The 26,891-nt window shown below is 30.7% G+C and carries 31 protein-coding genes and 1 riboswitch; of the genes, 16 read left to right on the top strand and 15 right to left on the bottom strand.

Annotated elements, in window-relative coordinates:
• Positions 1 to 87: 87 nt before the first annotated feature.
• Positions 88 to 948: a hypothetical protein gene (locus ACMHYH_RS01265; RefSeq protein ID WP_414839595.1), complete on the bottom strand. Its 861-nt coding sequence runs from the start codon at positions 946 to 948 to the stop codon at positions 88 to 90.
• A 17-nt stretch (positions 949 to 965) separates the two neighbouring features.
• Here ACMHYH_RS01265 and ACMHYH_RS01260 point away from each other — a divergent pair, with 17 nt between their 5' ends.
• A complete protein-coding gene (locus ACMHYH_RS01260) occupies positions 966 to 1,682 on the top strand; it encodes a hypothetical protein (RefSeq protein WP_414839594.1) in 717 nt (238 codons plus the stop codon).
• 230 nt (positions 1,683 to 1,912) lie between these two features.
• The gene (locus ACMHYH_RS01255) at positions 1,913 to 2,239 is read left to right on the top strand and encodes a hypothetical protein (RefSeq protein ID WP_414839593.1); all 327 of its coding nucleotides are present in this window, start codon (positions 1,913 to 1,915) and stop codon (positions 2,237 to 2,239) included.
• 252 nt (positions 2,240 to 2,491) lie between these two features.
• Here the strand turns inward: ACMHYH_RS01255 and ACMHYH_RS01250 are convergent, their stop codons facing one another.
• On the bottom strand, positions 2,492 to 2,746 hold the full coding sequence (locus tag ACMHYH_RS01250; RefSeq protein WP_414839592.1) for a type II toxin-antitoxin system Phd/YefM family antitoxin: 255 nt from the start codon (positions 2,744 to 2,746) through the stop codon (positions 2,492 to 2,494).
• 164 nt (positions 2,747 to 2,910) lie between these two features.
• Positions 2,911 to 2,986, top strand: a riboswitch (Fluoride riboswitch).
• A gap of 76 nt (positions 2,987 to 3,062) precedes the next feature.
• On the opposite strand from ACMHYH_RS01250, the gene ACMHYH_RS01245 reads away from it, so the two are divergent.
• Positions 3,063 to 4,238 (top strand): cation:proton antiporter, encoded by a 1,176-nt coding sequence (locus ACMHYH_RS01245; RefSeq protein ID WP_414839591.1) that lies wholly within the window; start codon positions 3,063 to 3,065, stop codon positions 4,236 to 4,238.
• Between the two features lie 1,282 nt (positions 4,239 to 5,520).
• Here ACMHYH_RS01245 and ACMHYH_RS01240 read toward each other — a convergent pair.
• The 3 genes from ACMHYH_RS01240 to ACMHYH_RS01230 form a co-directional block, all read right to left on the bottom strand.
• The gene (locus tag ACMHYH_RS01240; protein ID WP_414839590.1) at positions 5,521 to 5,787 is read right to left on the bottom strand and encodes a Txe/YoeB family addiction module toxin; all 267 of its coding nucleotides are present in this window, start codon (positions 5,785 to 5,787) and stop codon (positions 5,521 to 5,523) included.
• Entirely contained in the window at positions 5,772 to 6,026 is a 255-nt protein-coding gene (locus tag ACMHYH_RS01235; protein ID WP_414839589.1) for a type II toxin-antitoxin system Phd/YefM family antitoxin, read from the bottom strand. Before ACMHYH_RS01235 ends, ACMHYH_RS01240 begins: the two co-directional genes overlap by 16 nt.
• Before the next feature lie 111 nt (positions 6,027 to 6,137).
• Positions 6,138 to 7,796, bottom strand: a complete 1,659-nt coding sequence (locus ACMHYH_RS01230; protein WP_414839588.1) for a putative polysaccharide biosynthesis protein — start codon at positions 7,794 to 7,796, stop codon at positions 6,138 to 6,140.
• A gap of 259 nt (positions 7,797 to 8,055) precedes the next feature.
• Here ACMHYH_RS01230 and ACMHYH_RS01225 point away from each other — a divergent pair, with 259 nt between their 5' ends.
• The 6 genes from ACMHYH_RS01225 (at position 8,056) to ACMHYH_RS01200 (ending at position 11,107) form a co-directional block, all read left to right on the top strand.
• Positions 8,056 to 8,595, top strand: coding sequence for a hypothetical protein (locus ACMHYH_RS01225; protein WP_414839587.1), 540 nt, complete (start codon positions 8,056 to 8,058; stop codon positions 8,593 to 8,595).
• A 277-nt stretch (positions 8,596 to 8,872) separates the two neighbouring features.
• Positions 8,873 to 9,070, top strand: coding sequence for a hypothetical protein (locus ACMHYH_RS01220; protein ID WP_414839586.1), 198 nt, complete (start codon positions 8,873 to 8,875; stop codon positions 9,068 to 9,070).
• Positions 9,071 to 9,188: 118 nt separating this feature from the next.
• Positions 9,189 to 9,629: a DUF5067 domain-containing protein gene (locus tag ACMHYH_RS01215; RefSeq protein WP_414839585.1), complete on the top strand. Its 441-nt coding sequence runs from the start codon at positions 9,189 to 9,191 to the stop codon at positions 9,627 to 9,629.
• Positions 9,630 to 9,876: 247 nt separating this feature from the next.
• Complete coding sequence (locus ACMHYH_RS01210) at positions 9,877 to 10,074, top strand: helix-turn-helix transcriptional regulator (protein ID WP_414839584.1); 198 nt, start codon at positions 9,877 to 9,879, stop codon at positions 10,072 to 10,074.
• 2 nt (positions 10,075 to 10,076) lie between these two features.
• Complete coding sequence (locus ACMHYH_RS01205) at positions 10,077 to 10,520, top strand: hypothetical protein (RefSeq protein ID WP_414839583.1); 444 nt, start codon at positions 10,077 to 10,079, stop codon at positions 10,518 to 10,520.
• A 212-nt stretch (positions 10,521 to 10,732) separates the two neighbouring features.
• The gene (locus ACMHYH_RS01200; protein WP_414839582.1) at positions 10,733 to 11,107 is read left to right on the top strand and encodes a hypothetical protein; all 375 of its coding nucleotides are present in this window, start codon (positions 10,733 to 10,735) and stop codon (positions 11,105 to 11,107) included.
• 562 nt (positions 11,108 to 11,669) lie between these two features.
• Here the strand turns inward: ACMHYH_RS01200 and ACMHYH_RS01195 are convergent.
• Together ACMHYH_RS01195 and ACMHYH_RS01190 are read right to left on the bottom strand one after the other, a co-directional pair.
• The gene (locus ACMHYH_RS01195) at positions 11,670 to 11,906 is read right to left on the bottom strand and encodes a hypothetical protein (protein WP_414839581.1); all 237 of its coding nucleotides are present in this window, start codon (positions 11,904 to 11,906) and stop codon (positions 11,670 to 11,672) included.
• 83 nt (positions 11,907 to 11,989) lie between these two features.
• Positions 11,990 to 12,520, bottom strand: coding sequence for a GNAT family N-acetyltransferase (locus tag ACMHYH_RS01190; RefSeq protein ID WP_414839580.1), 531 nt, complete (start codon positions 12,518 to 12,520; stop codon positions 11,990 to 11,992).
• 805 nt (positions 12,521 to 13,325) lie between these two features.
• Here ACMHYH_RS01190 and ACMHYH_RS01185 point away from each other — a divergent pair.
• Together ACMHYH_RS01185 and ACMHYH_RS01180 are read left to right on the top strand one after the other, a co-directional pair.
• On the top strand, positions 13,326 to 14,225 hold the full coding sequence (locus tag ACMHYH_RS01185) for an ABC transporter ATP-binding protein (RefSeq protein ID WP_414839579.1): 900 nt from the start codon (positions 13,326 to 13,328) through the stop codon (positions 14,223 to 14,225).
• Positions 14,218 to 15,498: an ABC transporter permease gene (locus tag ACMHYH_RS01180; protein ID WP_414839578.1), complete on the top strand. Its 1,281-nt coding sequence runs from the start codon at positions 14,218 to 14,220 to the stop codon at positions 15,496 to 15,498. The genes ACMHYH_RS01185 and ACMHYH_RS01180 overlap by 8 nt, the downstream gene beginning before the upstream one ends.
• A 148-nt stretch (positions 15,499 to 15,646) precedes the next feature.
• On the opposite strand, the gene ACMHYH_RS01175 is transcribed toward ACMHYH_RS01180, so the two are convergent.
• The gene (locus ACMHYH_RS01175) at positions 15,647 to 15,976 is read right to left on the bottom strand and encodes a hypothetical protein (RefSeq protein WP_414839577.1); all 330 of its coding nucleotides are present in this window, start codon (positions 15,974 to 15,976) and stop codon (positions 15,647 to 15,649) included.
• A 533-nt stretch (positions 15,977 to 16,509) separates the two neighbouring features.
• Between ACMHYH_RS01175 and ACMHYH_RS01170 the strand changes: the two genes are divergently transcribed.
• Positions 16,510 to 17,085, top strand: a complete 576-nt coding sequence (locus tag ACMHYH_RS01170; protein ID WP_414839576.1) for a hypothetical protein — start codon at positions 16,510 to 16,512, stop codon at positions 17,083 to 17,085.
• Between the two features lie 96 nt (positions 17,086 to 17,181).
• Here ACMHYH_RS01170 and ACMHYH_RS01165 read toward each other — a convergent pair whose 3' ends face one another.
• The 5 genes from ACMHYH_RS01165 to ACMHYH_RS01145 all read right to left on the bottom strand — a co-directional run bounded on the left by ACMHYH_RS01165 (position 17,182) and on the right by ACMHYH_RS01145 (position 20,508).
• The gene (locus tag ACMHYH_RS01165) at positions 17,182 to 18,312 is read right to left on the bottom strand and encodes a hypothetical protein (protein WP_414839575.1); all 1,131 of its coding nucleotides are present in this window, start codon (positions 18,310 to 18,312) and stop codon (positions 17,182 to 17,184) included.
• Complete coding sequence (locus ACMHYH_RS01160) at positions 18,309 to 19,007, bottom strand: ABC transporter ATP-binding protein (RefSeq protein ID WP_414839574.1); 699 nt, start codon at positions 19,005 to 19,007, stop codon at positions 18,309 to 18,311. The genes ACMHYH_RS01165 and ACMHYH_RS01160 overlap by 4 nt, the downstream gene beginning before the upstream one ends.
• A gap of 151 nt (positions 19,008 to 19,158) precedes the next feature.
• Positions 19,159 to 19,560, bottom strand: coding sequence for a hypothetical protein (locus tag ACMHYH_RS01155; RefSeq protein ID WP_414839573.1), 402 nt, complete (start codon positions 19,558 to 19,560; stop codon positions 19,159 to 19,161).
• Between the two features lie 133 nt (positions 19,561 to 19,693).
• Positions 19,694 to 20,206 carry a helix-turn-helix domain-containing protein gene (locus tag ACMHYH_RS01150; RefSeq protein WP_414839572.1) on the bottom strand — a complete coding sequence of 171 codons (513 nt, stop codon included), beginning with the start codon at positions 20,204 to 20,206 and terminating at the stop codon, positions 19,694 to 19,696.
• An 89-nt stretch (positions 20,207 to 20,295) separates the two neighbouring features.
• Positions 20,296 to 20,508: a helix-turn-helix domain-containing protein gene (locus ACMHYH_RS01145; protein ID WP_414839571.1), complete on the bottom strand. Its 213-nt coding sequence runs from the start codon at positions 20,506 to 20,508 to the stop codon at positions 20,296 to 20,298.
• 434 nt (positions 20,509 to 20,942) lie between these two features.
• Between ACMHYH_RS01145 and ACMHYH_RS01140 the strand changes: the two genes are divergently transcribed.
• Positions 20,943 to 21,086, top strand: a complete 144-nt coding sequence (locus ACMHYH_RS01140) for a hypothetical protein (RefSeq protein WP_414839570.1) — start codon at positions 20,943 to 20,945, stop codon at positions 21,084 to 21,086.
• A 389-nt stretch (positions 21,087 to 21,475) separates the two neighbouring features.
• On the opposite strand, the gene ACMHYH_RS01135 is transcribed toward ACMHYH_RS01140, so the two are convergent.
• Entirely contained in the window at positions 21,476 to 22,198 is a 723-nt protein-coding gene (locus ACMHYH_RS01135) for a DUF975 family protein (RefSeq protein WP_414839569.1), read from the bottom strand.
• A gap of 261 nt (positions 22,199 to 22,459) precedes the next feature.
• Between ACMHYH_RS01135 and ACMHYH_RS01130 the strand changes: the two genes are divergently transcribed.
• The 3 genes from ACMHYH_RS01130 (at position 22,460) to ACMHYH_RS01120 (ending at position 25,075) form a co-directional block, all read left to right on the top strand.
• Positions 22,460 to 23,650: an MFS transporter gene (locus ACMHYH_RS01130; RefSeq protein WP_414839568.1), complete on the top strand. Its 1,191-nt coding sequence runs from the start codon at positions 22,460 to 22,462 to the stop codon at positions 23,648 to 23,650.
• 24 nt (positions 23,651 to 23,674) lie between these two features.
• Positions 23,675 to 24,391, top strand: coding sequence for a YjjG family noncanonical pyrimidine nucleotidase (locus tag ACMHYH_RS01125; protein ID WP_414839567.1), 717 nt, complete (start codon positions 23,675 to 23,677; stop codon positions 24,389 to 24,391).
• Positions 24,392 to 24,700: 309 nt separating this feature from the next.
• Positions 24,701 to 25,075 (top strand): hypothetical protein, encoded by a 375-nt coding sequence (locus ACMHYH_RS01120; RefSeq protein WP_414839566.1) that lies wholly within the window; start codon positions 24,701 to 24,703, stop codon positions 25,073 to 25,075.
• Here the strand turns inward: ACMHYH_RS01120 and ACMHYH_RS01115 are convergent.
• A complete protein-coding gene (locus ACMHYH_RS01115; RefSeq protein WP_414839565.1) occupies positions 25,072 to 26,346 on the bottom strand; it encodes a Y-family DNA polymerase in 1,275 nt (424 codons plus the stop codon). The genes ACMHYH_RS01120 and ACMHYH_RS01115 overlap by 4 nt on opposite strands.
• Positions 26,347 to 26,891 lie beyond the last annotated feature (545 nt).

Genomic DNA, 26,891 nt, shown 5'->3' with positions numbered 1-26,891 from the left:
ACTATATAATTTTTAGTATTTAAATTTTACTTTTTTGATACATGAAATTGCATAGAATTTTGTATCCTAAACCTTTTTAAATCAAGGTCATATATTATTACTTTTTACTACTTTAACTAACGAGATACACTGTTTTCTTTTAAAAGGCATATCTAAATAATTAAATAGGGAAATAATTTTCGCTATATTTTGATCATCATATTCTGTTGAATTCATTATATTGATCAATTCTTTGAAAAAAATTAACATTGTTTTCTCATACATCTTATTAGTCGTTTCAGAGACACTATTTTTAAGTTCCTGGTAAAAAAAGACAGATTGGCTAACATTATTTTTTGTAATAAATAGTACTAAAATATTAGACAACAAAGAAAACACTTCATTGTTATATCTTCTTAATAAGCTAAAGTGTTCTAGTTTATTTTTGGCATGCTTGTAAAGTACCAATAATAGTTCTTCAGAAAAAAAGTCTAATGAGTTAGTAAACAAAACAAGCTCATAGTAAGTCCACTCTTCGCAATTTAGAAGGTATTCTTTTAATAGTTCTACATTTTTTAAATTAGGCTTTTCTTCTAAAATAGAGCTTATTGTTAAACTTGTTAATGCTGAGTAATGGCAAAATTTTATTTGATTTGTAGTCCAATATTTCTCTATAGTACTTTTTTCTAATTTTCTCAAACTTTCTATATCGTTTGAGTAAAAATATTTTGAATATTGAGTAATAAAATCATGGTTATCTTCTATCTTGTAATTATTGTAGGTGAAATAAAATTCTTCTAAAGAAATATTTAAATTAGATAATATTTCAAATAATTTTTTAGAAGTAGTGTCACTTAGTCCTTTTTCAAATCTTGAACGTGCAGGACGACTTAAAATAGTACTATAGACGTTTTTTGATTTCAACTTCTTAGATAACCTGATAGACTTAATCACTTTTCCAGTATCCATACAATATCCATCCTTTTTTGTTACTTATTATTAACATTTTACCACATAAAATCAATACTGATATATCATTAGTTGGAGAAGAAGAAGAAGAAAAAATAATAAGTAAGAAAGGAATGATATTTATGAAAAAAATAACTACTCACTCTTTGCTCCTATTAAACACTATAACTGTTCTTGCTTTATTTGGTTGCGGAAATAATTCTGATGAGAAGTTAAGTAATAAAAATAATAAAAACATAGAAGTTATAGAAACAGTTTTAGAAAAAACACTTAATGCACCTGATAAGGTGCTATTATCTAAGTTATATGATTTTGATAATGCTACGATTATTGATCAAGATTCTGAAGAAATATCTACTGCTGTTAAAGATGAGGGAAATGATTTTGATGACTATATAGAAGACAAATATGGGGAGTATTTTACTGATTATGGATTTGAAAAATTTTTTATAACTAGCGGAGAAGGCTATAGGTATTCTGATGAGGCAGATAAAGCTAATTATATCCTAACAACAGATAAGATTAACATTGTTCAAGATGATAAGAATGTAGATCGCTTTGAATTTGATGTAACTGTAAATTATACTAACGAATCAAATAGAGAAGGATCTAGTATAGTGAATGGAAGAGTTGAAATGGATAACGGTAAGATTAACTCTCTCAATATTAATAATGATGAAGGATTATTAGAAGAAATGATGTCGAATCAATCATCTGAGAATATGAATGAATAGTCTTTACTTTTAAAAAAAAGGTCCTTAATGGACTTTTTTTGTTATATTAGACACACTTACAGTGCGTCTTAATGAAATAATTTATGTAATTTTTTTATTCTAATAATCTATAGATTGTAGTGTGACCGGAAAGGAAATCGTATAGAGCTGCACTATTTAAAAAAGACAATATATTAAAATGTAATGTACGTAATGAACGATTTCACATAAAATAAAGGTTGGTGATAACAATGAGTGAACGAGATAAACAAAAAAGATATGAAAGTGATAGCAATATTGAAGGCTCTATGTATGCAAGAGTTAATGCTGGAGGAAATGCTAAATATGATACACCTAATAAAAAAGGAAAAAAATCTAATTCTCTTTCTCGTACTTTATTATTTTATATTTTAGGATTTATTATTAGTATTATCTTTATTTTTATTGGTTTATGGCTATTTCATGATTATTTTTACAACGGAGGAATGAACCAAGTAAAACCTACACTTATATTATTGTTAAGTTCTTTTAGCATTGGATTTTTGAGTTCAAAAATAATAATAAAAAAAAGAGTTTAATTTAAGTTGTTGATACATGGAATTAGATAGAATCGTGTACCTTGATTAATCAAGGTTTATTCAGTGAAAAAAAGACAGAATTTCATAGAGTGTCTAAGCTGACAAGATAATGATTTCTTTTATATTATTATCAACAGAATAAACAATTCTATGCTGAATAGTTAAGCGTCTTGAGTATTTATCTTTTAAATTTTTTATCTAAATGAGAAGATTTCAAATTATTTAAATCTTTTGTTGTGGATTTCGCTAATTTTATAGAGTATCCCAATCGATATCCTTCAATGCAACGAACTCATCTTCTTTTTCACGTTGTTGGAGCACATCAGCTACTCCTGAAGATTGAAGATATAATGTTTCTTGGATAGCGTCCCAGTCTTTTTTATTAATTATAACAGCTTCGCTATCTTCGTTTTTACCTGAGATATAAATGGGCTCACTGGTTTTATTAACATCTTTTAGTAATTGATAAAAAACTTTTCTAGCTTGGCTAGGGTTTATAATCGACATAGATTATTCCTCTCTTTTCACTTATTATAACGTACCTTAATGCGTATGCCAAAAAGGATTCAGTTACTCCAGATACATGAAATGACATAGATTCGTGTATTTATGACAGCAATCGTCTATCTAACGTTTTGACTTGTAGGATGAAAAATTATATAGTAGTACTATACTATTTTGGGAATGAGTGTCTCCCTAAGCATATTGCTTAAACCGCTTATTAAAGCTGATGACTTCTGCGCATAGGCCGCAGTCTGTCGTCAGCTTTTTTTGTATGGTGAAACCAATATAGTTTTTAATTAAGATGGAGGTAGGATAAAGAATGCTTTTAAGTATAGCTTTGATATTGATTGTTGGTTTTATATTTAGTTCAATTTTTAGTCGTTTACGTTTACCAGGTTTATTGGGTCTCATTTTAACTGGAATTATTTTGGGTCCCTATGGCCTAGATCTTTTAGATCCGAAGATATTGTCTATATCAGCTGATATACGTCAAATTGCATTGATTGTTATTTTGTTCAGGGCAGGATTGACAATGAATATTAATGATCTGAAAAAGAATGGTCGCCCAGCTATTTTAATGACCTTTTTGCCGGCTACATTTGAAATAATAACTGTAACGATACTCGCTCCATTGTTATTTGGAATTAGTACGCTAGAAGCCGCTATTTTAGGGGCCGTTTTAGGAGCTGTTTCTCCTGCAATTGTAGTTCCACGAATGATTTTTCTTATTGAAAATGGCTACGGAAAAGCAAAAGGTATTCCCCAAATGATTTTAGCAGGAGCCTCTGTAGATGACGTATTTGTCATTGTATTATTTACGTCATTCTTGGGAATGTTTCAAGGAAATGGATTCAATTTTTTTTCATTGCTTTCTGTTCCTGTAGCAATTTTATTTGGTGTTCTGTTAGGTATTCTATTGGGATATCTCATGGTCAGACTATTCAAGTACTTTCATATTCGTGATACAGTAAAAGTATTCGTAATTTTAAGTATCTGTTTCTTAATGGTTTCTCTAGAAGATAGTTTGAAAGGAATTTTTCCAGTTTCAGGTTTATTAGGCGTTATGGCTTTAGGAGGGGTTATATTGAAGTTATATCCACTTTTAGCTAAACGAATCAATACTAAGTTTTCAAAGATTTGGTTAGGTTCAGAAGTATTTTTATTTGTCTTGGTAGGATCAGTAACGGATATAACTGCCCTTAGTGAAGCGGGAGTTGCTGTTGTCCTATTGATTGTCATTTCTTTAATTTTCCGTATGTTAGCCGTATTTCTAAGTATATCCGGTACAAATCTAACCGTTAAAGAAAAATTATTCACAGCAGGCGCCTATACACCAAAAGCGACAGTACAAGCTGCGATTGGTTCTCTTCCACTTGCAATGGGGGTGCCAGCAGGTAGCCTTATTTTAAGTGTCGCCGTTCTTGCTATTATTTTGACAGCTCCACTAGGTGCCACATTTATAGATCTTTCCTACAAAAAACTGCTAGAAAAATAGGTATGTAAGCTACTTATTACTAAACTAATCAGTAGTTACAGGGAAATATAATCAGTTCTATACTGAATAGTTCTTAATATAAGACAGGTTCAATTGCTGGTTCTGAAAGATATGAAAATACAATCAGTTTTTACGTATACACATCTCTATACGTATAGTATCAGAGTTGGTTAATTCTGCTAGACTGAAATTTAAAAGAGTTCTTAATTGAAGCAGTACAATTTTAACAGAACAATACATGAAATTAGATAGATTCCATATATCCAGAACCTTGTTTTAATCAAGGTTCTTTTTTCTTTACTTTTCTTAATACAACTGATAATAATATTTATTTATTGAAAAGTGATCTGCAAGATACCTATATCATACTGCAAGAAGATAACTTATTTTATTATTACAATACTATCTTAAACAAATCTATAATCTGTGATATGAAGTTAAAATTAACAGCACCAGCGTATATTGATCAAACTAATTTTTAATACATGAAATTGTATAAAAAAAGGGATTGAAAAAGAGAGGTAACTGCTAAAAATAAGCGGATACCTCTCTTAAAAGTAATTTTGTAAAAGTTCTTTATTTCGATTTCAGAGATGCTTTTTTCGCCTTTTTTCAGCAGTATCTAACCATTGTTTTAAGATACCTTCTAATTTTTTTCTGCTTCTTTCCAAAAAAGGACTTTCGCCATTAATCAAATACATCCTTGTTGGATAAAGCAGCAAAAGGGTTATGCTCTTGATTTGATTCGATCACTTCAGTGGCTGAAATGAGTTCGACTGGTCCGGTTGTTACTCGATCATTCAATTGACTGTAAAATAGTTTGTTTTCCAGTTCCTTTTAATCTTTCACTAATTTTCATACACGGCATTACTAAGAATAACAGCTTCAGGTTTATTATGATTAAAAATAAAGATTGGTTCTCTTATTTTACTTGTGTCTTTTATAATTTTTGAAAAGTTTTTTTAGCTTCTGTGATTGATTTTGTTTTTACATTTAATGTTTTTAGCATACGAAGCACTTCACTTTTCTATCTGTAGTCTTAGTATAACGCAAAAAAAGGCCTTAAATAAAGTCTTAATAAAAGCCTTTTTGTATCTTTCAATATAATCCATTTCTTAAAATCGTGTGTCCAGAACCTTTAAAAAATGGATTATTTATATTTTCGTTTTATGTAAATAAAAAAGATACATGAAATGACATAGAATAGTGTATCTTGAATCTTAATTAATCAAGATTTTTTCAGTAAAAAAGGATAGAATTTCATCTTTTTCAAGGTGAGATTCTATCTTTCATAGTGTGTCCAGGCTGACCAAATAATAATTTCTTTTGTATTATTATCAACAGAATAAATAATTCGATGCTGAATATTTAAGCGTCTTGAGTATTTATCCTTTAAATTTCCAATTAATTTCTCATATGGAGGTGGATTTTGAAAAGGATTATTTTGCAAGACAACCATTAATTCTCTAAATTTTTTATCTAAATGAGAAGATTTCAAATTCTTTAAATCTTTTGTAGCAGATTTTGCTAATTTTACAGAGTATCCCAATCAATTTCCTCCAATGCAACGAACTCATTTTCTTTTTCACGTTGTTGGATCACATCAGCTACTCCAGAAGAGTGAAGATACAATGTTTCTTGAATAGCGTCCCAGTCTTTTTTACTAATCATAACGGCTTCGCTATCTTCGTTTTTACTTGAGATATAAATAGGCTCATTAGTTTTATTAACATCTTTTAGTAATTGATAAAAGACTTTTCTAGCTTGACTAGGGTTTATAATCGACATAGATTATTCCTCCTTTTCCACCCATTATAGCGTACCTAAAAACGTACGTCAACAGATATTTAGGTCTTCCAAATAGAGGTTATGTTAGTTCATAGATCATTAAAAAAATGACTACTTTATCTTTAATCTATGTCTGAGTCCTTCTATCCGATTTCCTAGCAATCGATCTGCCAAACGAATTTTCAACGTAACATATAAATAAAATAATCCGCCTATAGCTGCTGAAATCCCCACGTTGAGTACTGCCCCTACTCGATTTTCAGGATCAAATAGTTGATACATACTTATTTGAGTAATAAATACGACTATAGACATTGTGAGAGTAACCAATACAATCAAACCAATCTGTTTCGCTAAAGGTTTAATAGCTAGAGGAGCTAATTTATTTAAGGCTAGAAGCATTAAATAAATGGTTACACCAAACCCAAGTATATTTGAAAATAACATGCCGTGAGTTTGAAAAAGATAGAGTAACGGAAATTGAGTGCCTAATTTAACAATCAGTCCTATAAAGAGTGCTGTCAGTGCTGATCTTGTTTGGTTAACGGCTTGTAAAGTAGAGCCTAATAAAACAAATAAACCTAAGAAAAGACTCATATAAGAGGACCACTGTAAAATACTCGTTCCAAATGCACTATATCCGTAAAATACGGTATAAAGTGGCTTTGAAACAACAGCCATTCCAATAACAGCAGGGAGCATAATGAAAAAAAACAACTGAATATTATTACTTAATTGATCTCTCATATCTTTTATTTTATTTTTAGCTAGTAATTCTGAAATAACAGGAACGGAAGTTATCGCCATTGAACCTGCTATCGATATCACAACCATAATTAATTTATTCGCATTAACAGCAACAATCGCATAATGATTAATAATTTGCTTAGTTGTCATGTTTGTAACGGCTCTTATCATGGGATCAAACGTGAATTGATCAATTAATTGATAGAGTGTAATTCCTGATCCTATGATAATAAAAGGAATGGCTGTTTTAACAATGGATTTTAAAATAGCGTTAGTCGAAACAGTACTATTATTTTTACTCGTTGCAAGGTTCCTATCCATTTCAGGTTTTTTTCTCCAAATCACAAAGAGTAAATATAAAGCACTAAATAGTGCCCCAACAAAAGCACCAAAAGTTGACGCTGACACAGCATCAACGACTTCTCCATTCATGACTATCCGAATAATATAAACGGCCATTAGCATAAAAAGAACACGTCCAACTTGTTCAATAACTTGAGAAATAGCTGAGGGAGCCATTGTATGATGTCCTTGAATAAACCCACGCGTAACACTCATGCAAGGAATAATTAATAAAGCCCAACTTAATGAGCGAATAACTTGTGTGCTATCTTCTACAGTTGCAACAGGACTGTTTGCGGCAATAAATGGTGCAATCACATACATGACTACCGCGGATACAATACCTGTAATAGCCATGATTTGTAGCCCTTTTTTATAAATATCTCGACTGACTTGATACTCACCTAGAGCATTGTAGTAAGAAACTTGCTTAGCAATAGCTGAAGGGACACCAGCTGTTGCGATATTTAAAAATAATGCATAAGGAGTGTAGCCTATCCCGTATAATGCGTTAGCAGCAGTGGCTACATCTTTATTCCCCATCCATGCCATCCAAGGAATAATATAAAGAACACCTAATATTCGCGATACGATGCTACCACCTGTCATCCAAGCCGATCCATTAACCATTTTATCTTGGGAATTTATTTCATTTGTTTTAGTGTTTGTTTCATCGGACACTTGCATACCTCGCTCTCACACGCTTATGTAGTAAAGTTCAGTCTACTTCTTTCTTCGTTCTCTCACAACACTTAACTGGTCGATTAAACCATATTAATAAAAAATTAAACTGTTTAACATGGATACATGAAATGAGATAGAATCGTGTATCGAGAATCCTTTTAAATCAACAGGTTATATTTATTATTATAATCGTTATTTAACTGCTATACAAAAGATAATTTTAAGATTATAATCATTTATAAAAGGGGATTATTTTATGAAAAAAGGTTACTTATTGGTATTAGTCATATCACTTTTTGTATTAGTAGGCTGTGATAAAGAGGTTGATGAGAATGTTTTCGTAAAAGGCAATGAATATTATAGTGGTACCACAAAAGAACAGCTTGAAATGAACGTTGAAAATAATAGACCTTCTAAGCTTGTAGTAAAGGGTGATAGTCATTATGCCTCTAGTTCTATACTTAAAAGTGAAGATGAAGATAAAAATGTGGTAAATGAAGTTATTCAAATCCGTGATTATATAAAGAAAAAAGATTATAAAGGCCATCCTAGATATGATATTATTGAACGTAGCGTATCTGGAGACAAAATATATAAAGTAATTTCTATAAATAACGGAGACTACTTTCACTTAATATCATTGAAGTTGATTTCAGATGCAGCTATTGATATAGAAAAAGAGAAGAGTTTAGATTCGGCAGCTGAATATTATGATTTGCAAGTAAAAAATACTGATGATGGTCTACCTACAGATTATTATTATGAAGTTTTACGGAAAATAGAAGCAGATGAATAAATAATTATTTAAAAGTAAAAGAAATATATCATTTATATTTTAAAAAGCTTATTAACTATTATTTTTATACTTGTATCGTATAGTAGTTTTTAATACATGAAATGTTATATAAAGTAACACAACCAAATATGTGGGAACATCCTTATGGAAGCCCTGCAGGCACTTGGGTAAGGGTTAATGCTGCACCAACTAAAACGTTCTATGATGATAAAACAAAATTAATTAAGCAATAGTCATACATCTGTAATCTAATAGAATTCAGAAAGGAATGATGAAAATGAAGAATAACTTAACAGTAGTGTTTATTCAAGGAATTATGTCTATTCTTATTGGATTACAGTTTTATCAGTTTGCCGACCAATTCTCTTACATATCTTTTATTCCATCAGGTATTCTTATCGCTATAGGAATAATTTTACTTCTGTCTATACTTTTAATTGCAAAATTTGGTTCAAATGATGAAGATAAGAAGTGATTGTTATGAATGACTTAAGAAACCTAATATATATTTTACTGCTATCTTTGCGTTATTTGGTTGTAAACATAATTCTGATGAAGGTCTAAGCAATGAAACTTCTTCTGTTATTAGTCCTGTGGAAGAAAAAAAAGAAAATCCTATTTTACCACGTCTTAAAGATGGTGAATTAACAACCCTTAAATCAACCACTAAAATAGTATCGTATGAAATTAAAAAAGATAAAGACGGAGATCCTGGTCTCCTATTCTTATCGGAATTTACGAACCAAGATGAAGAAGAAACAAGCCCAGCATTTGACTGGATGTTATTTAAATTTAGTCGAAAAGTAGATGAGGAAAAGGTTATTTTAGAAAAACAAGCAGTTATCTCGGATGAAATAGCAAGCGATAGCCAATACAATCAAACTTTCGGAAATATGGTATCACATGTTGAACCTGGAGAAACAGTTGAATTTATTTATTTTTTAAAATTAGAAAATTCAAATCCTGTTATAATAACTGCTCAAACATCAGGAGACAATTACGTAGTTGGAGAAGAAACACTAGTAATAGATTAAATTAACTTCTCCGATAGTGTGTTTAATTTTTATTGTTAATAATATGTAACGTAGACATATCCTTTTCTAATACATGAAATTCTATAGATTCGTGTATCCGGAACCTTGTTCTATCAGGGTTCTTTTTTTATTTAACTATACAATAATAGTAAAAAATCTGCTAATCTATTTAAACGATTGTATTATTTAAGATAAATGATATACTTTGCTTAATGTAAGTTATATTTGTCATATCAGGAGGAATAATATGGCTAAGAATTTAAGATTAAAGGCAGCAAGAGCGAAGAATGATATGTCCCAGCAGCAGTTGGCAGATGCTGTTAACGTTACTCGACAAACAATTAGCGCCATTGAAAGAGGAGATTATAATCCGACAATCAATTTATGTAAAGAGATTTGTAAAGAATTTGATCTAACCTTAAACGATTTATTTTGGGAGGAATGAAAATGAAACAATATGATGAATACCAGAAGTTAATGAGATATAAATATGGCTATTATTCATTTATTTCTTTGATTAGCTTAATTATGCTAAATTATTTTTTGGGTCTATTTCCTAATTTACAATGGGCCGCAACCAAAGAACTAGAAATAATGATTATACTATTTTTAGTTGTATTATTTTTTATAAATATAAGTATCTATCATCATGCCTACTTTCGTAAAATCGATAACAAAAATAGAATCTCCTGGCTATTCTTAATTATGGGATTATTCAGCTTATATCTGACCTATCGAAATTTTTTAAACTTTCCTGAAGAACTGATTGTAGATGGAAAAGTAGGTAGTAGTGCTATTCGATTATTTTCAGGTATTTTCTTTTTATCTGTTCCGATTACTACCTTCATAAGAAATAAACTAGATGAGAAAATGGAGAAAAAAGAATGTTAACATAATTAAAAAAATAAGAATACATGAAATCATATAAAGGCATGTATCTAAAACTTTTTTAAACTAGGGTTCTTTTTCAGCTATTTTTATAATTAAAATAGGTTGAATGTAAATACCTGGTTGCGATATGTAAACCAATGAGTGCGTTACTTTCTAATTTTTAAATGAGATAATAAGTCTAATACCTTGAAATAGTAAAAGGGAGTGTTCATATGGCAATAACTATTGTACGTCGTACCGGTATTATAGGAATGGGAGGAACAATTGCAATAAAGATAAATGGAAAAAAAGTTGATAGGGTTAAAACAGAGCAGCAGGTAGAAATTAATATTCCTAATAATCATGCACGATTAGAAGTATCGCAGTCTAGCATTCGAAGTAACGAGTTAGAAGTCAATGACGGAGAAACGATTGAAATAACCACTCCGAAGTGGTCAGGTCTAATCCTTTTTCTAATGATCATTCTTCCATCTCTTGCTAACTTTATTCCAAATTTACAATATAGAACAATTAATGTAATTATTTATGTTATTGTCGTAATGATTTTGCTATATAGCGTGAAATGGTATCGAATAAAAAAAATATAAAACACTTATTATTATTTTGTTTTTCAATCTATAAATTAGCATGAGTAACAATACATGAAATTAGATACAATCCTGTATACCAAATCCTTTAACCAAAAGGATATTTTTCAGTTTTCTTCTCCAACACCAGATTATAAACTATACTAAATAAAATCGTGTATCACCTATTTGAGAAGAAGATTTTTAAATGAGATATAATAAAACATCACCAGATTAAATAAAAAATAAAAAGACTGCTAGCTGGGAGTCAATACCGTTAATTAACTATTTCAAACTCTCGCTAAAATCTTAAGATAAGATGGTATCACTGTACCTATGTGTAGAAAGATAGTTAGATGACTGCTACAAAAAAAGATACAACTACGTATCTTTTTTTGTATACACACATCTGAATGATTTTATCTTTTCCATTCCTTACTTTTTATACCACACTTTCTTTTAACTAGAAATTGTAGCCTTTTAAACTAATTAATCTCATAAAATGCGTCTATATTTAAAAAAATAGACTAGTTTGGCTATCAAACTACCTTAACTAGTGATTATTCTGTAATTGCGTTAATGATTACTCAGTTAATTCAGCTTTTTTTCTAAAATCATACTTAATAATTTCTAGTGCAGGAAGAAAGAAAAATAGGTAAACAATCAAACCAGACAGATTACTTGTTAAAAATGATAATTTATCTGAATACAAAAACTGATTTGGAAAAAAATAATGATTAACTCCGAGTACTATCAAACCAGTCCAACCTACATAAAAAGATAGTGGTTTTTCTTTCAACCATAAAGTAAATTTTTCCATTGTTCCCATCTCCAATACTTTTTTGTGTTACCAGTTTCAAATAAAGAGCTATTCTAGTTATTTAATAAAAAAACCGTTTCTATTTAGCAATGTAAAGTAGGATAAAGAGCCGGATTTATTCTTGCCATAACGTATTCATTCTCATATTTGCCCTTTCTTATTGCTGCAAATTGTTTGAGCCCTTCTTTTTCAAATCCAAATTTTTTATACAGGTGTATTGCACTTTCATTATCTTCAAAAACAGTAAGCTCAAGTCTAACTAACATCAACCAATTATCTGCTACGTCAATCAGTGCAGCGAGTAAAGCAGTACCAACACCTTTATTTTGATACCCTTTATGGATCATGATGCCTATATTTCCACTGTGACGTGTACGATGATTTCCATATACAGATAGCCCAGCAGTTCCTATAATCATTTCTTCACTATTTTGGAGTTTTAAGACCGCAACAAACTGGTGTTGGTTAGCATCCATATTCGTAATAAAGTCTTCGTTATAGTGTATTCTCTCTGATGGTATTCCTAAAATATTTTCAAAAACTCCTGGCATCCGTCTCAAGTCATTAAAACCTTTACCATCTCCACTATTAACAGGCCTAATATAAAATTCCATCTGCACTTCTCCTTAAATATTTTGGATTATGAACTGATTGTATCAAAAAAAGAGAACTTTTATCTTTTTGAAAGGATACTCGTCTTTTTTTGAAGCAACTAAAAGTTTGCTGTTTTTTGTTTAAATTCACATTCCCTATTTCTTAGCATAGCTTTACTCATCATAACAGTAGTGAGTGAGATGCTCAGACTAACAATTACTCCAAAAATTAGTCTTCTAGTACTTATTAAGCTAAATAAAAAAGTATTCGCTAATACAATCATTATAACGCATGCTCCAATAAAATAAATAACTTAATCAACATTTCCCACTCTATTTCTTCATCTTTTCTAATCGTTTATTTTTTAAAAATAAATCTCTCTTTTCTATTTCCATAAAGACGAATCCTATGCTTAGTTTCCTATTTTCTCATTTTAGAAGATTGTTGAATTTTTAAAAATAGAGAATATAAACCATATAGAAAAACAAGAAAAATTAGAACGAGTAAAATAGTATTCACCTATTATCAGCCTCCATTTTTATACTGTTCATTTTTTATTTATTTATGTATAGAATCTAGTAGGATGTCTATTAAAAAACGAATAAAAAAGTAACATCCTTCTTATTATCTAGATTAAGTAAGCTTAATTTACGGCGATTAGTGCAGCTTTTATCATCTTAAACTTCTAAAACAAATTTATTATTCCATTACTTGATTAGTATAACAACTATTGTGAAATTATTATATAACAATCTTTTTACATTTATTCGTGTTAGAATTTAAGAGAGACTTTATGTTATGAACTATGCTTAAGGAGGAGAATATATGCTTGAAGTAAAAAACTTAACGAAAACATTTGGTGATTTAACAGCCGTTGATGCTGTTGATTTTACAATTCCTGGCGGGACTATTTTGGGATTAATTGGCCAAAATGGGTCTGGGAAAACAACAACCTTTCGTCTCATCCTTGATTTACTGCATCCAGATGAAGGAAAAGTTCTTTGGAATGATAAGCCACTAAGTAGATCAGAATACAATCAAGTAGGCTACTTACCTGAAGAAAGAGGACTATACCCTAAAGTTACAATTGAAAAGCAATTAATTTATTTTGCTCAATTAAGAGGAAAAAGTAAAAAAGATATTGAACCTCATATAGATGAGTGGATGGAAAAATTTAAAGTTAAAGGCAAGAAAACAGATAAAGTCAAGACGTTATCAAAAGGAAATCAACAGAAAATCCAACTGATATCTACACTGATTCATAACCCAAAACTGATTATTCTCGACGAACCATTCAGTGGCCTTGATCCAGTAAATGCTGATTTACTTGAAAAAGGAATTATGGAAGCAAAAGAACGAGGTGCTAGTATTATTTTTTCTAGTCACAATATGAACAACGTAGAGGAATTATGCGACCACTTAGTTATGTTACGAGACGGAAAGATTGTTTTAAACGGAACTGTTCATAATATAAGAGAACAATTCGGACGAACGAAATTGTATTTAGAAACTCCTTTAGAAAAAACAGTTTTAGAAGCTATGCCTGGAGTGAAAGAAGTAAAACAAACGGGTAGCCAAACCTATACCTTATCCCTAACTTCTCCTGAATATGGAAAAGATATTTTTCAACGTGTTACTCAAAATGGATACATCACAACATTTGATCAACAGCCACCAACACTAGAGGAAATTTTCAAGATGAAAGCTGGTGATAAAGATGAATAAGTTCTGGGTTATTTTAAAGGAATCTTATCGAAAAAACGTCCAATCTGTTGGCTTTATTGTTATGATTCTTGCTCCTTTAATTATTATAGGTATTGGACTAGGGGTGGGCTATTTTGTTAGTAACGCCGAAGATGACTCATTATCTATCGCTATTATTTCCAAAAATGAACAAGTGCAAGCTTTGCTCTCTTCTAAAGAAACAGGTCTTAAAATCGACAAAGATATCCAGTCAATAGCAAAAGCAAAAAAAGCATTAGGTAATGAAGAAATTGAAGGCTATGCAACTATTGAAGTGACAGATAATGTTGTTGAGGCTGAATATGTAAGTACCGATATCCAAGGTACACCAAACGCAGAACTACTCAAGTCTTTATTAACTAGCTACCAAACACAATTAAAAGGAAAAGAATTAGCTCTTTCCCAGCAAGAAATTGAAGCATTAACGTCTCCTATTCAATTCTCTGAATCTATCGTTACAATCAAAGAAGGCGTAATAAAGACAGAAGATGATTCAGAAATACCTGGGTCACTTGTTAGAAATGGAGCTGCTTATCTGATTAGTATCGCTATCTTCATTTTTATTACAACTTATTCATCCATTATTGCACAAGAGATTGCTTCAGAAAAAGGGACTCGGATTATGGAAGTTATTCTTTCTAGTGTATCTAGTACCACTCACTTTTTTGGAAAGCTTGTTGGAATTCTACTTGTCTGTCTGACACAAATTTCATTGTACGCTATCATAGGTGTTATCGCTTTTGTACAATTGAAGAAAATTAATTTTGTAAAAGATGTCCTTTCTATTATTGATTTAGGCCAACTTACTGCTTCCTTTATCGGAATTTCTGTCGCCTTATTTTTATTGGGTATTTTCCTTTACGTTGTTCTTGCAGCCTTCTTTGGGTCGCTTGTAACAAAAATAGAAGACGTCAATAAAGCCGTCTCACCCGTTGCTTTTATCGCAGTCGCAGGATTTTACGGTGGTATGTTTGCTTTTGTTAACCCCGATCATTTAATTGTAGAAATTTTATCTTTTGTTCCTTTATTTACACCATTTATCATGCCTTTTAGAATTGCAGCAGATAACATTTCTTCAACGAGTATCGCCATTTCATTAGTCGCAACACTTTCATTTACCGTTTTAACAACTTGGATTTCCTTGCTTCTGTATCGTTCAAACGTTCTTGTGTATTCTGATACAAATTTATTTAAAACAATGAAACGTTCTTGGAGTATTTTTAAAAGCGAACGCAATTCAACCTATAAAGATTAAACTCTATCATTCTCAACAGATAATCAATCTGTTTTACAAAAAAGCCTACCTAGTTAATCATTAGGTAGGCTTTACTTATGCTTGTTTACTTGATGATTTGAATCACTATCCATTACTATCACTAATAAGTTAGGTCACTAGATACATCTCAGTTTGCTTGTTCTATCTTTCTATTTGTAGCTAGGCTAATGATATTTAAACCAATTGTTACAATGAGAAGAATTGCTGCAACCCAATTTAACGTACCTATTGTATCCATAAGAGCAGTTAAATCATTTATTTCAACTAGATAGTTGCTATAAGATAGTTGAAACCATAAAGCAATTGCGCAAGCTCCCATACTCAATAAAATCATTATTGAATGGTTAGTCGCTTTTTTATTCCGTTGCATAATACTAACAATGGGAATAATCCAAGCAATCAAACCTAGTACTAAGCTACCAATATTGAGCCAAAAGTAATCAAATGAATTAAACATATGAATCTCCTTCCAAAACTTTTTACTGTATATCTGGTTAATAAAACTTTGCTAAACTACATCATAACTTAAAAATCTTAAGAAAGAATAAACGAATCTTTCTTTTTTTATTTTCCCGTTTTTTATCCCTCAAATGAACCGTTATATAAACAAATAAGTGCGTTACTTTACAATTAAAAAATGAGATAATACAGTCAAATCCATTTAGAAGTATGACTGTTATTATTCGACTCATTTTAAAGAAAGGACTACAAAAATAAGGATTACATTAAAATAAAAGGAAAGAATCAAGTCAGTATTGAGATTACAAAAGCAACCATTGCCACCTTAACGTTTACTTCTATTTTGTTTTTTTACTCGTAATGTTTTTTATTATTGAAGGGTATCCTTCCTTTCTTTTTATTCGACACGTATCACTTAACAAATTTAGATGAACAAAGTTAATTCCTTAATTTCAAAATCTTATTTCTGACTTAGTTATTAAAGCTACGCCTAGTTTTCTAAATTAATTAAAAGAATTGGAGAAGAAAAACATGAAAAAGAAAATGGTTTTTATTTGTTTTTTATTGATTGGTTTCACTACGATAGGAGCTTGTTCCGCAAAAAATACAGATGATTTAAATGTTCCATCTATCAAAACCGTTTTGAACAAAGCATTAACCGCACCTAATGAAGAACTTGTTGACGCATTATTAAAACCTATCGAGCAATTGCAATCAGGAGACGACGTTATGGAGTCAACTATTTCAGATGCTATAAATGAGATAGACGTCCTCTTAAAGGATACTTACGGAGAGTATTTTACAGATTATGGGTATGAAAAGTTTGTCGTTCAACAGTCCATTCCTTCAAGCTACTCACTATATGCAGACGGCTCGGGTTATCAGCTAACTGTCAAAACGATTGAAGTTACTAAAGATAAAGATCACGTTAACCGATATTCTTTTGAGGTGACACTTGACTACAGTACTGACAAAGATGAAGCCAATACTATTGTTGCTACTGGACGAGTTGAATTTGAAGATGGAAAAATAGCTTCCTTGGATATTAATGATGATAAAGGTTTACTAGAAGAAATGTCTGCTAAAACGATTAAAGTAGACTATTAAGCGAAAAGTAGCTGGATAAATCCTATTAAAACCAGGTTTTATCTAGCTACTTTTTTTATTCTGTATAGCTGAATTTTAAATAAATACACTTGAAAATTAGACTCGGCCTTTCTTTTTAATCATCAGCCATGATACTAATAAACATAAAACAGCATAACTCATCAAACAAATTAAGCCATTAGTAAAATTAATGTACTCATTTATACTAGGAGAAAATGAGTCTCCATACGTTAGTACTTTTGATAAGTCGAAATATGAAAAAGGAAGGAAATGAGCTATATTTGCAATCGCTGATTCTGCTGTAAAAAGTGGTGAACTAGGCAGCATAATGACCATTAAAAGAACAACAGTCTGAACCAAAAAAGAATGAGTAAATCTTGAAATAAGGATAGATAGACTTGAAATAAAGGTATAAATAGCCACTAATAAAATAGAAACTTGACTTAAAAATTGTCCAGTCGTCAGTATGCTTACCGTTAACCCATCCTTTGAAATAGGAATGGGATAATTTAACGAACCTATCCCATTTCTAAAACTAAGTATAAAAATAGCTAACCCCACCGAAAATATAAAATATAAAAAAGCAAATAGAACAGAAACTACTAGTTTTGAAAGAATCATTTTTTCAAAAGAAATAGGAGTCATATTAACAAAATCTCTTGTTCCATGAACTTTTTCATCCGTGTGAATTCTTGAAAAAATTAATACCGGGAAAATCAAAATCATTGTAAAAGGAATAAGTAGTTGAAAATCATTTGAGATAAAATTTATAGCTGGTACAGATGAATCAAAATTGACAGTTGCTATTAAATTATTAGCAACCAAATGTTCCAACTTAGCCACTGTCTTACGTTGTTCAATGAGAGGCGTTCCAGAAAGAGAGCCACTTTCTATTTGTTCTAGTATTTTTTTTTCATAGGCTAATTCCGTTTTTGTTATTTCTTCTGATTGTTTTGAAGATAAAGCAGCGTAAAATGCTTCTAGCAAAGCTAGTCTCTCCTCTTCATCTTTTATCGCTAGCGGTACATCAAACTCTTTCATTTGTTCTATGCCTTCTCGTGTTTGTACTATCTGATCACTTATTTCTATTAATTTACTTGCTTGTGTATCTATTTTCCTAAAATCTATTACAGGGGATAGAAAAATAAATAAAATAAGTAAAAATAAGCCTAAATACATTCGATCATAACTAATTTTTTTAAAATCAAACAAGAGTTGTTGTTTCATGAGATATCCTCCCGTGTAAATAATTGTTCGTATACGACTTCTGAAGAAAGAGTTTCTTTTTCAAAATCTAACAAGTAGTCTATTTTCTTATTTTTCAAAAAAAGTACTTTATCTGATATCTTATCTACATTAGATAAAATATGAGATGAAAAAAGAATAAGCTTGCCTTTATTTTTTAGCTTTATCAGTTGTTCACTTATATTTTTCATATTTGTTGGGTCTAAACCATTCATCGGTTCGTCAAGTAAAATAATATCTGCATCACTGACAATACACATCGCGATTAGTATTTGTTGTTTCATTCCTAATGATAATTTTTTTATTGGTCTATTAACGTACTCTTTAATCGCTAAGTCTTTTATCACTTCCTCAACATTCACTGAAGAATGCCACATAGCTTTCACATAATTAAGATGGTCTATTCCTTTAAGGTTAGGATAAAGTGTCTGATTGCTTTCTACAAAGTAAAGAGACTTGTAATATGCCTGCCTGTTAGTAGCAACGCTCAATCCGTTGATAGCTATTTCTCCCGAATTAGGACGAATGAGGCCGGCTATGGTTCTAAGAAGCGTAGTCTTACCTGCTCCATTAGGGGCAACTAACCCTATTATCTCAGAAGAATTTAACTCAATAGCTAGCTTTTCTAAGATTATTCTTTTACCATAATGCACAGAGATGTTTTTTATTAGTAACACTTTTTATCCTCCTTTTGAAATAGGCTACATTATGACTAACCTTTTTTCGATTTAAGTAGAAACACGCTCAATAGTACTATTTCTTAGCTGTTACTAGTAGTGTCACACTTTATCCTATTTAATTCAAATGCAATGAATAGCTGCCTATTTTTTAATCCAATAGTTTTTCATACTCTTTTAAATCATCAAATTCAGTTGTAAAATAAATTGGTGTTTTAGAACTATTTTTCAACTCAATCGGCTCTTTGTTATTCAGTTGATTGATAACGATTTCGACTGAATTTTCTTTGGTTAAGTTGATGTCAAATTCTCGGTCAGCACTTATGAGCAAATAGCTACCTTCTGATTTCATCTCATACGTTCCTCTATCAACTTCACGATTGTCAATATAAAGTGAAAAAGTCTGATCATCCGGTTGGACACCTAGTTGAACGATGTATCCATCATCTATTTCACTTTGATACCCTCCTGCTAAAATTGGCCGTATCTCCGATGAGCACCCTACTAGTAGTAAATATATTCCTACTAATAAAACAGTGACTAATTTTTTCAAAACAATTCCTCCAAGTAGTCCATTTAGCTTTTAGTCCTAAGCTGTCATACATTCAATCATCTTTTTTTATCTTCCTTTGTTCACTGTATTCTCTTTCAATCTTTCACCTACTATTAGTTAAGAAACGTATTGATTAGCCTAAGTACTCCACAGTAGTCGTTCCCCAACTAAAGATATCACTTACTATACCGTATCCCATAAACAGATTGTAAGCGATCCCGCAAACACTTACTAAATAAACTAATTTATATAGACTGTTCGTCTGTTTATTCCTAGCTAGTAGAAAAGAAGCTACTACCAAGCCAATAGGCGTAATCAAAAAAGAAATTAGCGCAATAGCTAATAATAGTAATCCTTCATCTTTCTCACTTTTGCTCTGGATAAAAGCTAGTTTCCGATAATATTCTTCAATTTTAAGTTCATTTTTTTTAATTTTATTTTTAAGTACTTGATTTTCCTTTAATAACTCATCTGTAGAAATTTCATAGTAGTCACTCAACTTTACTAAATTAGCTAAGTCTGGATAACTATTGCCATTTTCCCATTTTGAAATAGATTGCCTAGAAATTTGTAAATAATCAGCTACATCTCCTTGCGAATAGCCTCTATTCATTCTACTTTCTTTTAGTCTTTTTCCTAATACCATTTATTCTCCTCCTCATTGCTACTTGTTTTTCCTAATACCTAGCTTCTATCTTTTAGTTAGTATACTATTATCTGTTGAAGTTGATTTTTTTATTCTTTCTTTCCTTTTAATAACTCATCTGTAGAAATCTCGTACAACTCACTCAACTTCACTAAATTAGTTAGATCTGGCAAACTACTATTATTTTCCCATTTTGAAATAGATTGTCTAGAAATTTTAAGAGAATTAGCTACGTCTCCTTGTGAATACTTTTTATTGATTCTACCTTTTCTTAACTTATCACCTAATACCCTATTTTCCACTCTCGCTTTCTTTTATTCATCCTATCAAAAATAGTAAGAATTCACTATCAACCATTGGTTGCCTTTTAGCAACCAATGGTTTACATATGAAAAAAACCACCCTATTTGTGTCAATAACGTTAAAAAAATTTCTTTATTTATAAAAAATAAACAGAAACTGGAAAATAGCTTTAAACTAGTTTTAAAATAAACTGTTCCTAAGTCCGTACTCGATGATAGACTTAAAAAAATCTGATTTACTAAAAAGTTGGACGTTTTAAGAAATAAGTCCATTCGCAACTAATAGTTGCTAAGATGTAAACCGTTGCGTTCTAGTCTTTCTTGCCATAATAATGGATACTATAACTAGCAAGATACAATGAATCATCAATAGATTAGTAGTAGATTCCAGTTCTTATTTCTAATCCTAGCTAAAAATTTATGGAGGTTTTTTAATGAATCGACTGTCTTTATTTAAAATTTTTTCTGCTATTATTTTTAGCTTAGCTGTTTTTACACTATTGATTCAAAGAATTATCATCGGTTATAGTCTAGTTGCTCTAGGTTATTATTTTCTAAGAAAATCAGATGAAATTTGATTGCAACATGTCACTCTATTTCCTTCTTACTTACTATATTTGTGAAAAAAGTTCCTAATCAAATAAAAAGAATGCTGATACTAGAAAATTTAACGCTAGTTTTCCACTCTATTTTATTGCTTTTTTATTTAGCTTACTTTCTCTAGTATACTATTTAATTCATTCCCGTTTCTACTAGTTTAAAAATTAAATATAGTCTGTTTTATTTTATTCTTCGTAGAGTCCTTACTTCTAATTTTTGTCTCAGCTGTTCTTAGATTTATCGTCTCAAATCTATTTCATTCATTTCTTTATAGAAAATAAAAAAAGATAATTCCTATTCACTATAGGAATCATCTTATCGCTATCTATTTCTATTCATTCTGTCTCGTTACACTTTTTTTAAAAAATTAAAAGACTTCAACAGACTCATCGTAACCATCATTTTCAGTTAAATTTTTATAAAATGCTGCAAAAGTAGTATTCATATAAGGGTTTAACCAGATAAATCCAATACCGAAAGATAAAATACTTAAAATACCCCAACCAAGAAAACTTAATTGTAAGACAAAGTATTCCCACTTATGTCCGTCCATCATTTTTCTACTTTCTGTAATGCAATCAAGAGCAGACACTTTTTCATCTCCAGCAAAACTTTTCCTATCTTTAAAAATAAAATAAGCTTGAGAATAAGAAAAAGTTTTTATAATTCCTGGTACGACAAGCAATAATGTCCATAACGCAGTAAAAATTGCTGTAAAAATATAGACAAGTAATGTTCCTAAAAAGTATTTTTTTGTAAATACTTGAAACGCTTGCTTAAATGGTCGAATTTGCATTTCTGGATCTCTTAACCAGTCTAAAAAAGTATACGAAATACCAATAGTCAAAAATGCAGAGATGATACCTGTACTAGTAGAGCCAGAACCAGAATTATCTGCAGGTGGGACGTAACTCGCAGGTTCTATCATTAACTCTCGAACCAATACTGTTAGAACACTTAAAGAGATTACCATTACAATAATTGTTAACAATGCAGGGATTAAATTTAATAAAATGGCATCTTTCCATCTGCCACTTAGCAACTCTTTTGCTTCTTCTTTTAACTCTCTTCTATTTTTATATCTTCCCAAAAAAATCATTCCTCTCAGCTATCTCTCTCATTAACTAGATTCTTCATCTTAAATTATACTACAGATAAATATGTTTTTAAATCGATTTTGATTTTTGCTCTAAAAAAGAGAGCAACTTTTATTGTCAATCTCCTATTTTCTTATCTAGCCAATAAAGTATATTTTTGGGTTTTCTCATATGGTATACTATAAAATAGTTGACTTTGTTACATAAATAAGCTGATATATTTTTCTTACTTAAATAGGAAAGGAATCATTGAATTGACTAAATCATCAAGTTTAAGCTTACGTTATTCTAGTTTACAAGGCATTTATTGGATGTGCTTTTGTGCTGTATACGGTTTTGCTTCTGTTTTCTTATTAGAGAAAAATTTTGAAAATCAAGGTATTGGATTTATTTTGGCAGCAGCAAATATTCTTTCAGTTATTCTACAACCAACATTAGGTTCTTTCATTGATCGCTTAGATAAATTAACTTTAAAATTTGTAATCTCATCGATTACTATAGCAACAATCTTACTGTTAATCCTGCTATCTTTTTTATCTAGCTTTGTATTCGTAGATGCTTTTCTTTATACGTTGATCGTTTCATTAACCTTAACCTTACAGCCTTTAATCAACTCTTTAGCTTTTGAGCACATTAATGCCGGAGCAGCTCTTAATTATGGTTTAACTAGAGGAGTTGGTTCACTTAGTTTTGGAATCACTTCATTTTTTTTAGGGCAATTATTAAGCCGTTATGATGCTAGAATTCTTCCAATTATCTGCTTAGGACTCTTTTTCTTTTTGTTGTTATTAATTTTGAGTTTTCCTAACCTAACTCACGATCATTCCTCTTCAACTGTACCTGCATATCCTAGTAAAAGATTACCTATTCAAGAAAACACACTCACTTTTATTAAAAAATATAACCGTTTCGGAATACTTTTAATTGGGATTGCTTTTCTTTTTCTCTTTCATACCATTGTGAATACCTACCTTGTTCAAATCGTCAAGAGTTTAGGTGGGAATGATAGTGACTTTGGTTTAGCTTTAACGATTGCGACTGTTTGTGAATTACCAGCTATGCTAGGCTTTGGTTATTTACAGCAGAAATTTAAAAGTGGGAAGATGTTAATTTTCGCAGGAATCTTTTTTGTTATTCGTAGCTTCGCCTTTTTATTTTCTACTTCTCTTTGGATGCTCGTTATTGCTCAATTGCTTCAAGGATTAGCCTTTGCTGTCTACACTCCTGCCATTTCTTATTACGTAAATAAATTAATGACTCACTACGATAAAATAAAAGGACAAACCTTTGTTGTAGGAGCAGCAACTCTTGGCAGTGTTTTTGGCAGTATTATTGCTGGTGGTTTATTGGATTCTGCTGGAATAACGGTCATGTTATCTGTTGGCAGTCTTGCAGCTTTCATCGGCAGTATACTGATTATTTTTTCCGTTCGCACCGATATTTAATTAAGAAAGAAGGAATGAGTAACTATGAAACACTACCATTTTCTATTATTCGATATTGACGATACTATTTTAGATTTTAAAGCTACCGAAAATTCAGCTTTGACTTTCTTATTCGAACAACAAGGCATCATTTTAACAAATCAAATTAAAGATCAGTATGAACACATTAACCACTCTTTGTGGCAAGCCTTTGAAAGAAATGAAATCGATCGGAATGCTATTTTCACTTCACGTTTCCCACTGTTATTTAAAGAACTAGGTTTTGCTGTTGATGGGTTAGTATTTGAAAAAAATTACCGCTGTCTTCTCAATAAAGGCGATGACGTAATTGACGGCAGCTTAAATGTCTTAAAAGAATTAAGTTTGAATCACTCTATTTATGCGGTGACAAACGGAATGTCAAAAACACAATACCAAAGAATGGAATCAGCTAATCTGTTGCCGTTATTCAAAGACATCTTCGTATCTGAAGATACGGGTTATCAAAAACCTATGCAAGGTTATTTTGATTATGTTTTTGAACGTATTCCTAATTTTTCAATTCAGCAATCTCTCATTATCGGGGATTCATTGAGTTCGGATATTCTTGGAGGAAAAACTGTTGGAATGGATACTTGTTGGTTTAATCCGAATTCAAAACCTACCAATCCTTCGATTCAACCTACTTATCAAATTAAAAAACTTGATCAATTATATGATATTGTTAGTAAAAAAGAGCTTTTACCCAAAAATACCTTTTAAAAGGTATTTTTAGGTAAGGCTTTTTACTTTTTCAACTCATTAAAAAAAATAAATAAAATTAGCCTTTTTTAAACATGAATCTTCTATTTACTCACTTCACGTTTAGCAAAATTTAACACGACATTCTTTACTGACTATTCCCGTACTAAAAACACTGTCTGCTTTCTAATTTTATATTTATTTGACTTACATTTTTTAATTTTGTGGATACGCATGTGACTAACTTTTTTAAGCTGTCAGCTATTCCTTCTATACAAATAGAACATTTGTTCGTATAATGAAAGATAGAACTAGAAAGGAGAGAATACAATGAAGATGAGTGGATATGAGTATAATGATCGGAAAATGGCTAAATGGCAAGGTTTCGTCTTATCAGATCATGCTGAATTATTAAAAAAATCAGATGCACTTAAAAATAAATGTACCTTACCAAAAGAAAAACAAAGCCCAGAAAGTATTTCAGAAACTATTTTCCAAGCCTTCTCAACAGAAAAGCAACTTGTTCTCCAAATGGACTTTCTTATAAATGGTTTATATGAGGATGATCTCATTGGAATTGTCATTGGTCAAGAAGAAAATAGTCTTTATCTTCAAACGTATTCTGAACTTATCCTTATTGATAGTTCTTTGATTCGCCACGCAGAAATAGCTGAATCAAAAAAATGGTGGGACGAATCTTTTTAGCCTTTATGACCACCAACTAGTCCATTTCTTTTGATAGCTGTTGCACCAGAAGTCAGACTGCTAGCATGTACTAAGGAAGTATATCCGTACTTATTACGTACTAAATCAATAATTTGATCGATCTTTTCTTTTCGAATAGTCTGTTCTTCTGACTCAAATAAATTTAATTGTACATCTGTCTTAGCTTGTATTTTCCCGCAGCTAATAGAAATTTGTCTTACTGGTTCTTGTTGATAATGAGCTCTAAATAAGTATAAGCAAGTATCCATTATTTTTTGACTAGCGGCTGTTGGAAATACTTTTAGTTGATGACTGAATCCTTTCTCACTAACTTCTTTTGAAAAACCAATCGTTAAATGAACTACTTGGGTCTCAACATAATGGCTTCGAAGACGAGCAGCTACTTGTTCAGCCATTTCCTTGATAACTACTTCAATCTCTGCTTGTTGAATATAATCTCGATCTAAAATTTGGCTTTTTCCATAAGACTTAGACAATGTCTGATACTTTTCTGATAGAATACTTCGGTCAATTCCATGAGCATGATAAAAAAGTTGTTCCCCTATCACTCCTTGAACTCGTTTCAAAGCTGATACATCGTGTTGAGATAATCGATAAACAGAATCAATACCTAATTTGACTAAATTATTTGCTGTTTTGTTACCTACTCCCCACATTTCTGTAATAGGATGAATACGCCAGATTGTTTTCTCAACATCTTCATAATGCCAGTCAGCCATAAAATTCGGACTATCTTTTGCTTCATTATCTAACGCTAATTTAGCTAATAAAGGATTATCACCTATTCCAATTGCCGTTACTAAATGCAATCTTTGCCAAATGGCTTGTTGGATTTTTACTGCAATTTCTTTTGTTGTACCAAATAAGGCATGAGAAGAAGTGACATCTAAAAAAGATTCATCAATGCTGTAAATATGTAAATCTTCGCTTGAGATAAATTCTTGAAAAATATCGTTTATCATGACATTTACTTTCAAATATAAACTCATTCTTGGTTCAACAATTTGAATGTTAGAATTTTTTGGGATTTCATAGCGTCGTGAACCTGTTTTAATACCATATTCTTCTTTTACCCTTGGAGAAGCAGCCAAAACTAAACCACCTTCTTGTTCCGGCTTACTCATAACTACTATATACGACTTTAATGGATGAATCCCCCTTTTAACAGATTCAACAGACGCAAAAAAAGACTTTACATCAATACATAAGATATCTCTTCGAGGCTCAGTTGAATAATCTAATCGAATCATATCCATCGCTCCTTTTTCATCATTAAACAACGTTTACTTTCTTTGATTATACAAACATACGTTCGCATAGTAAAGAGAATAAAATCTGTATTAAGATTAAAAGAATCGATAAATGGCTTATCTAGCGATAGATTAGATAAAAAAAGACTATACCCGACCTTTTGAGCTAGCTAATAGGTTAGTGTTTATAAAAATCAGTTGTTTTATTTCAAAAAGAACAAGCTTAATAAAATTGACTTCTAATTCTACTACTTTTTCCACTGACTTTCCCTATACCAAAGAGCCAATTTTACATCTAATTCCTAAAAATTGGTATCTCTATTAAAAATCAATTAAAAATATATACCAATTTCATCTTTCTTAAAAAAATAGTTGACTTAACGTTTAATTAGTCCTATTATTATCCTGTTATTAAAAAAATAAAATAAACTATTGTATATACCAATTAATTTTATATTTATTTGGTATACATATCGATTTCTGATGGAGTCGTTTTTTTATAATGAGTTGCTAGATAGATCATTTAAAAGTTTAATAAATAGAAA

Origin of the sequence: Carnobacterium sp. TMP28 (assembly GCF_047553015.1) — a bacterium.
GTDB lineage: Bacteria > Bacillota > Bacilli > Lactobacillales > Carnobacteriaceae > Carnobacterium_A.
This window is presented reverse-complemented; position numbering and strand designations above follow the sequence as displayed.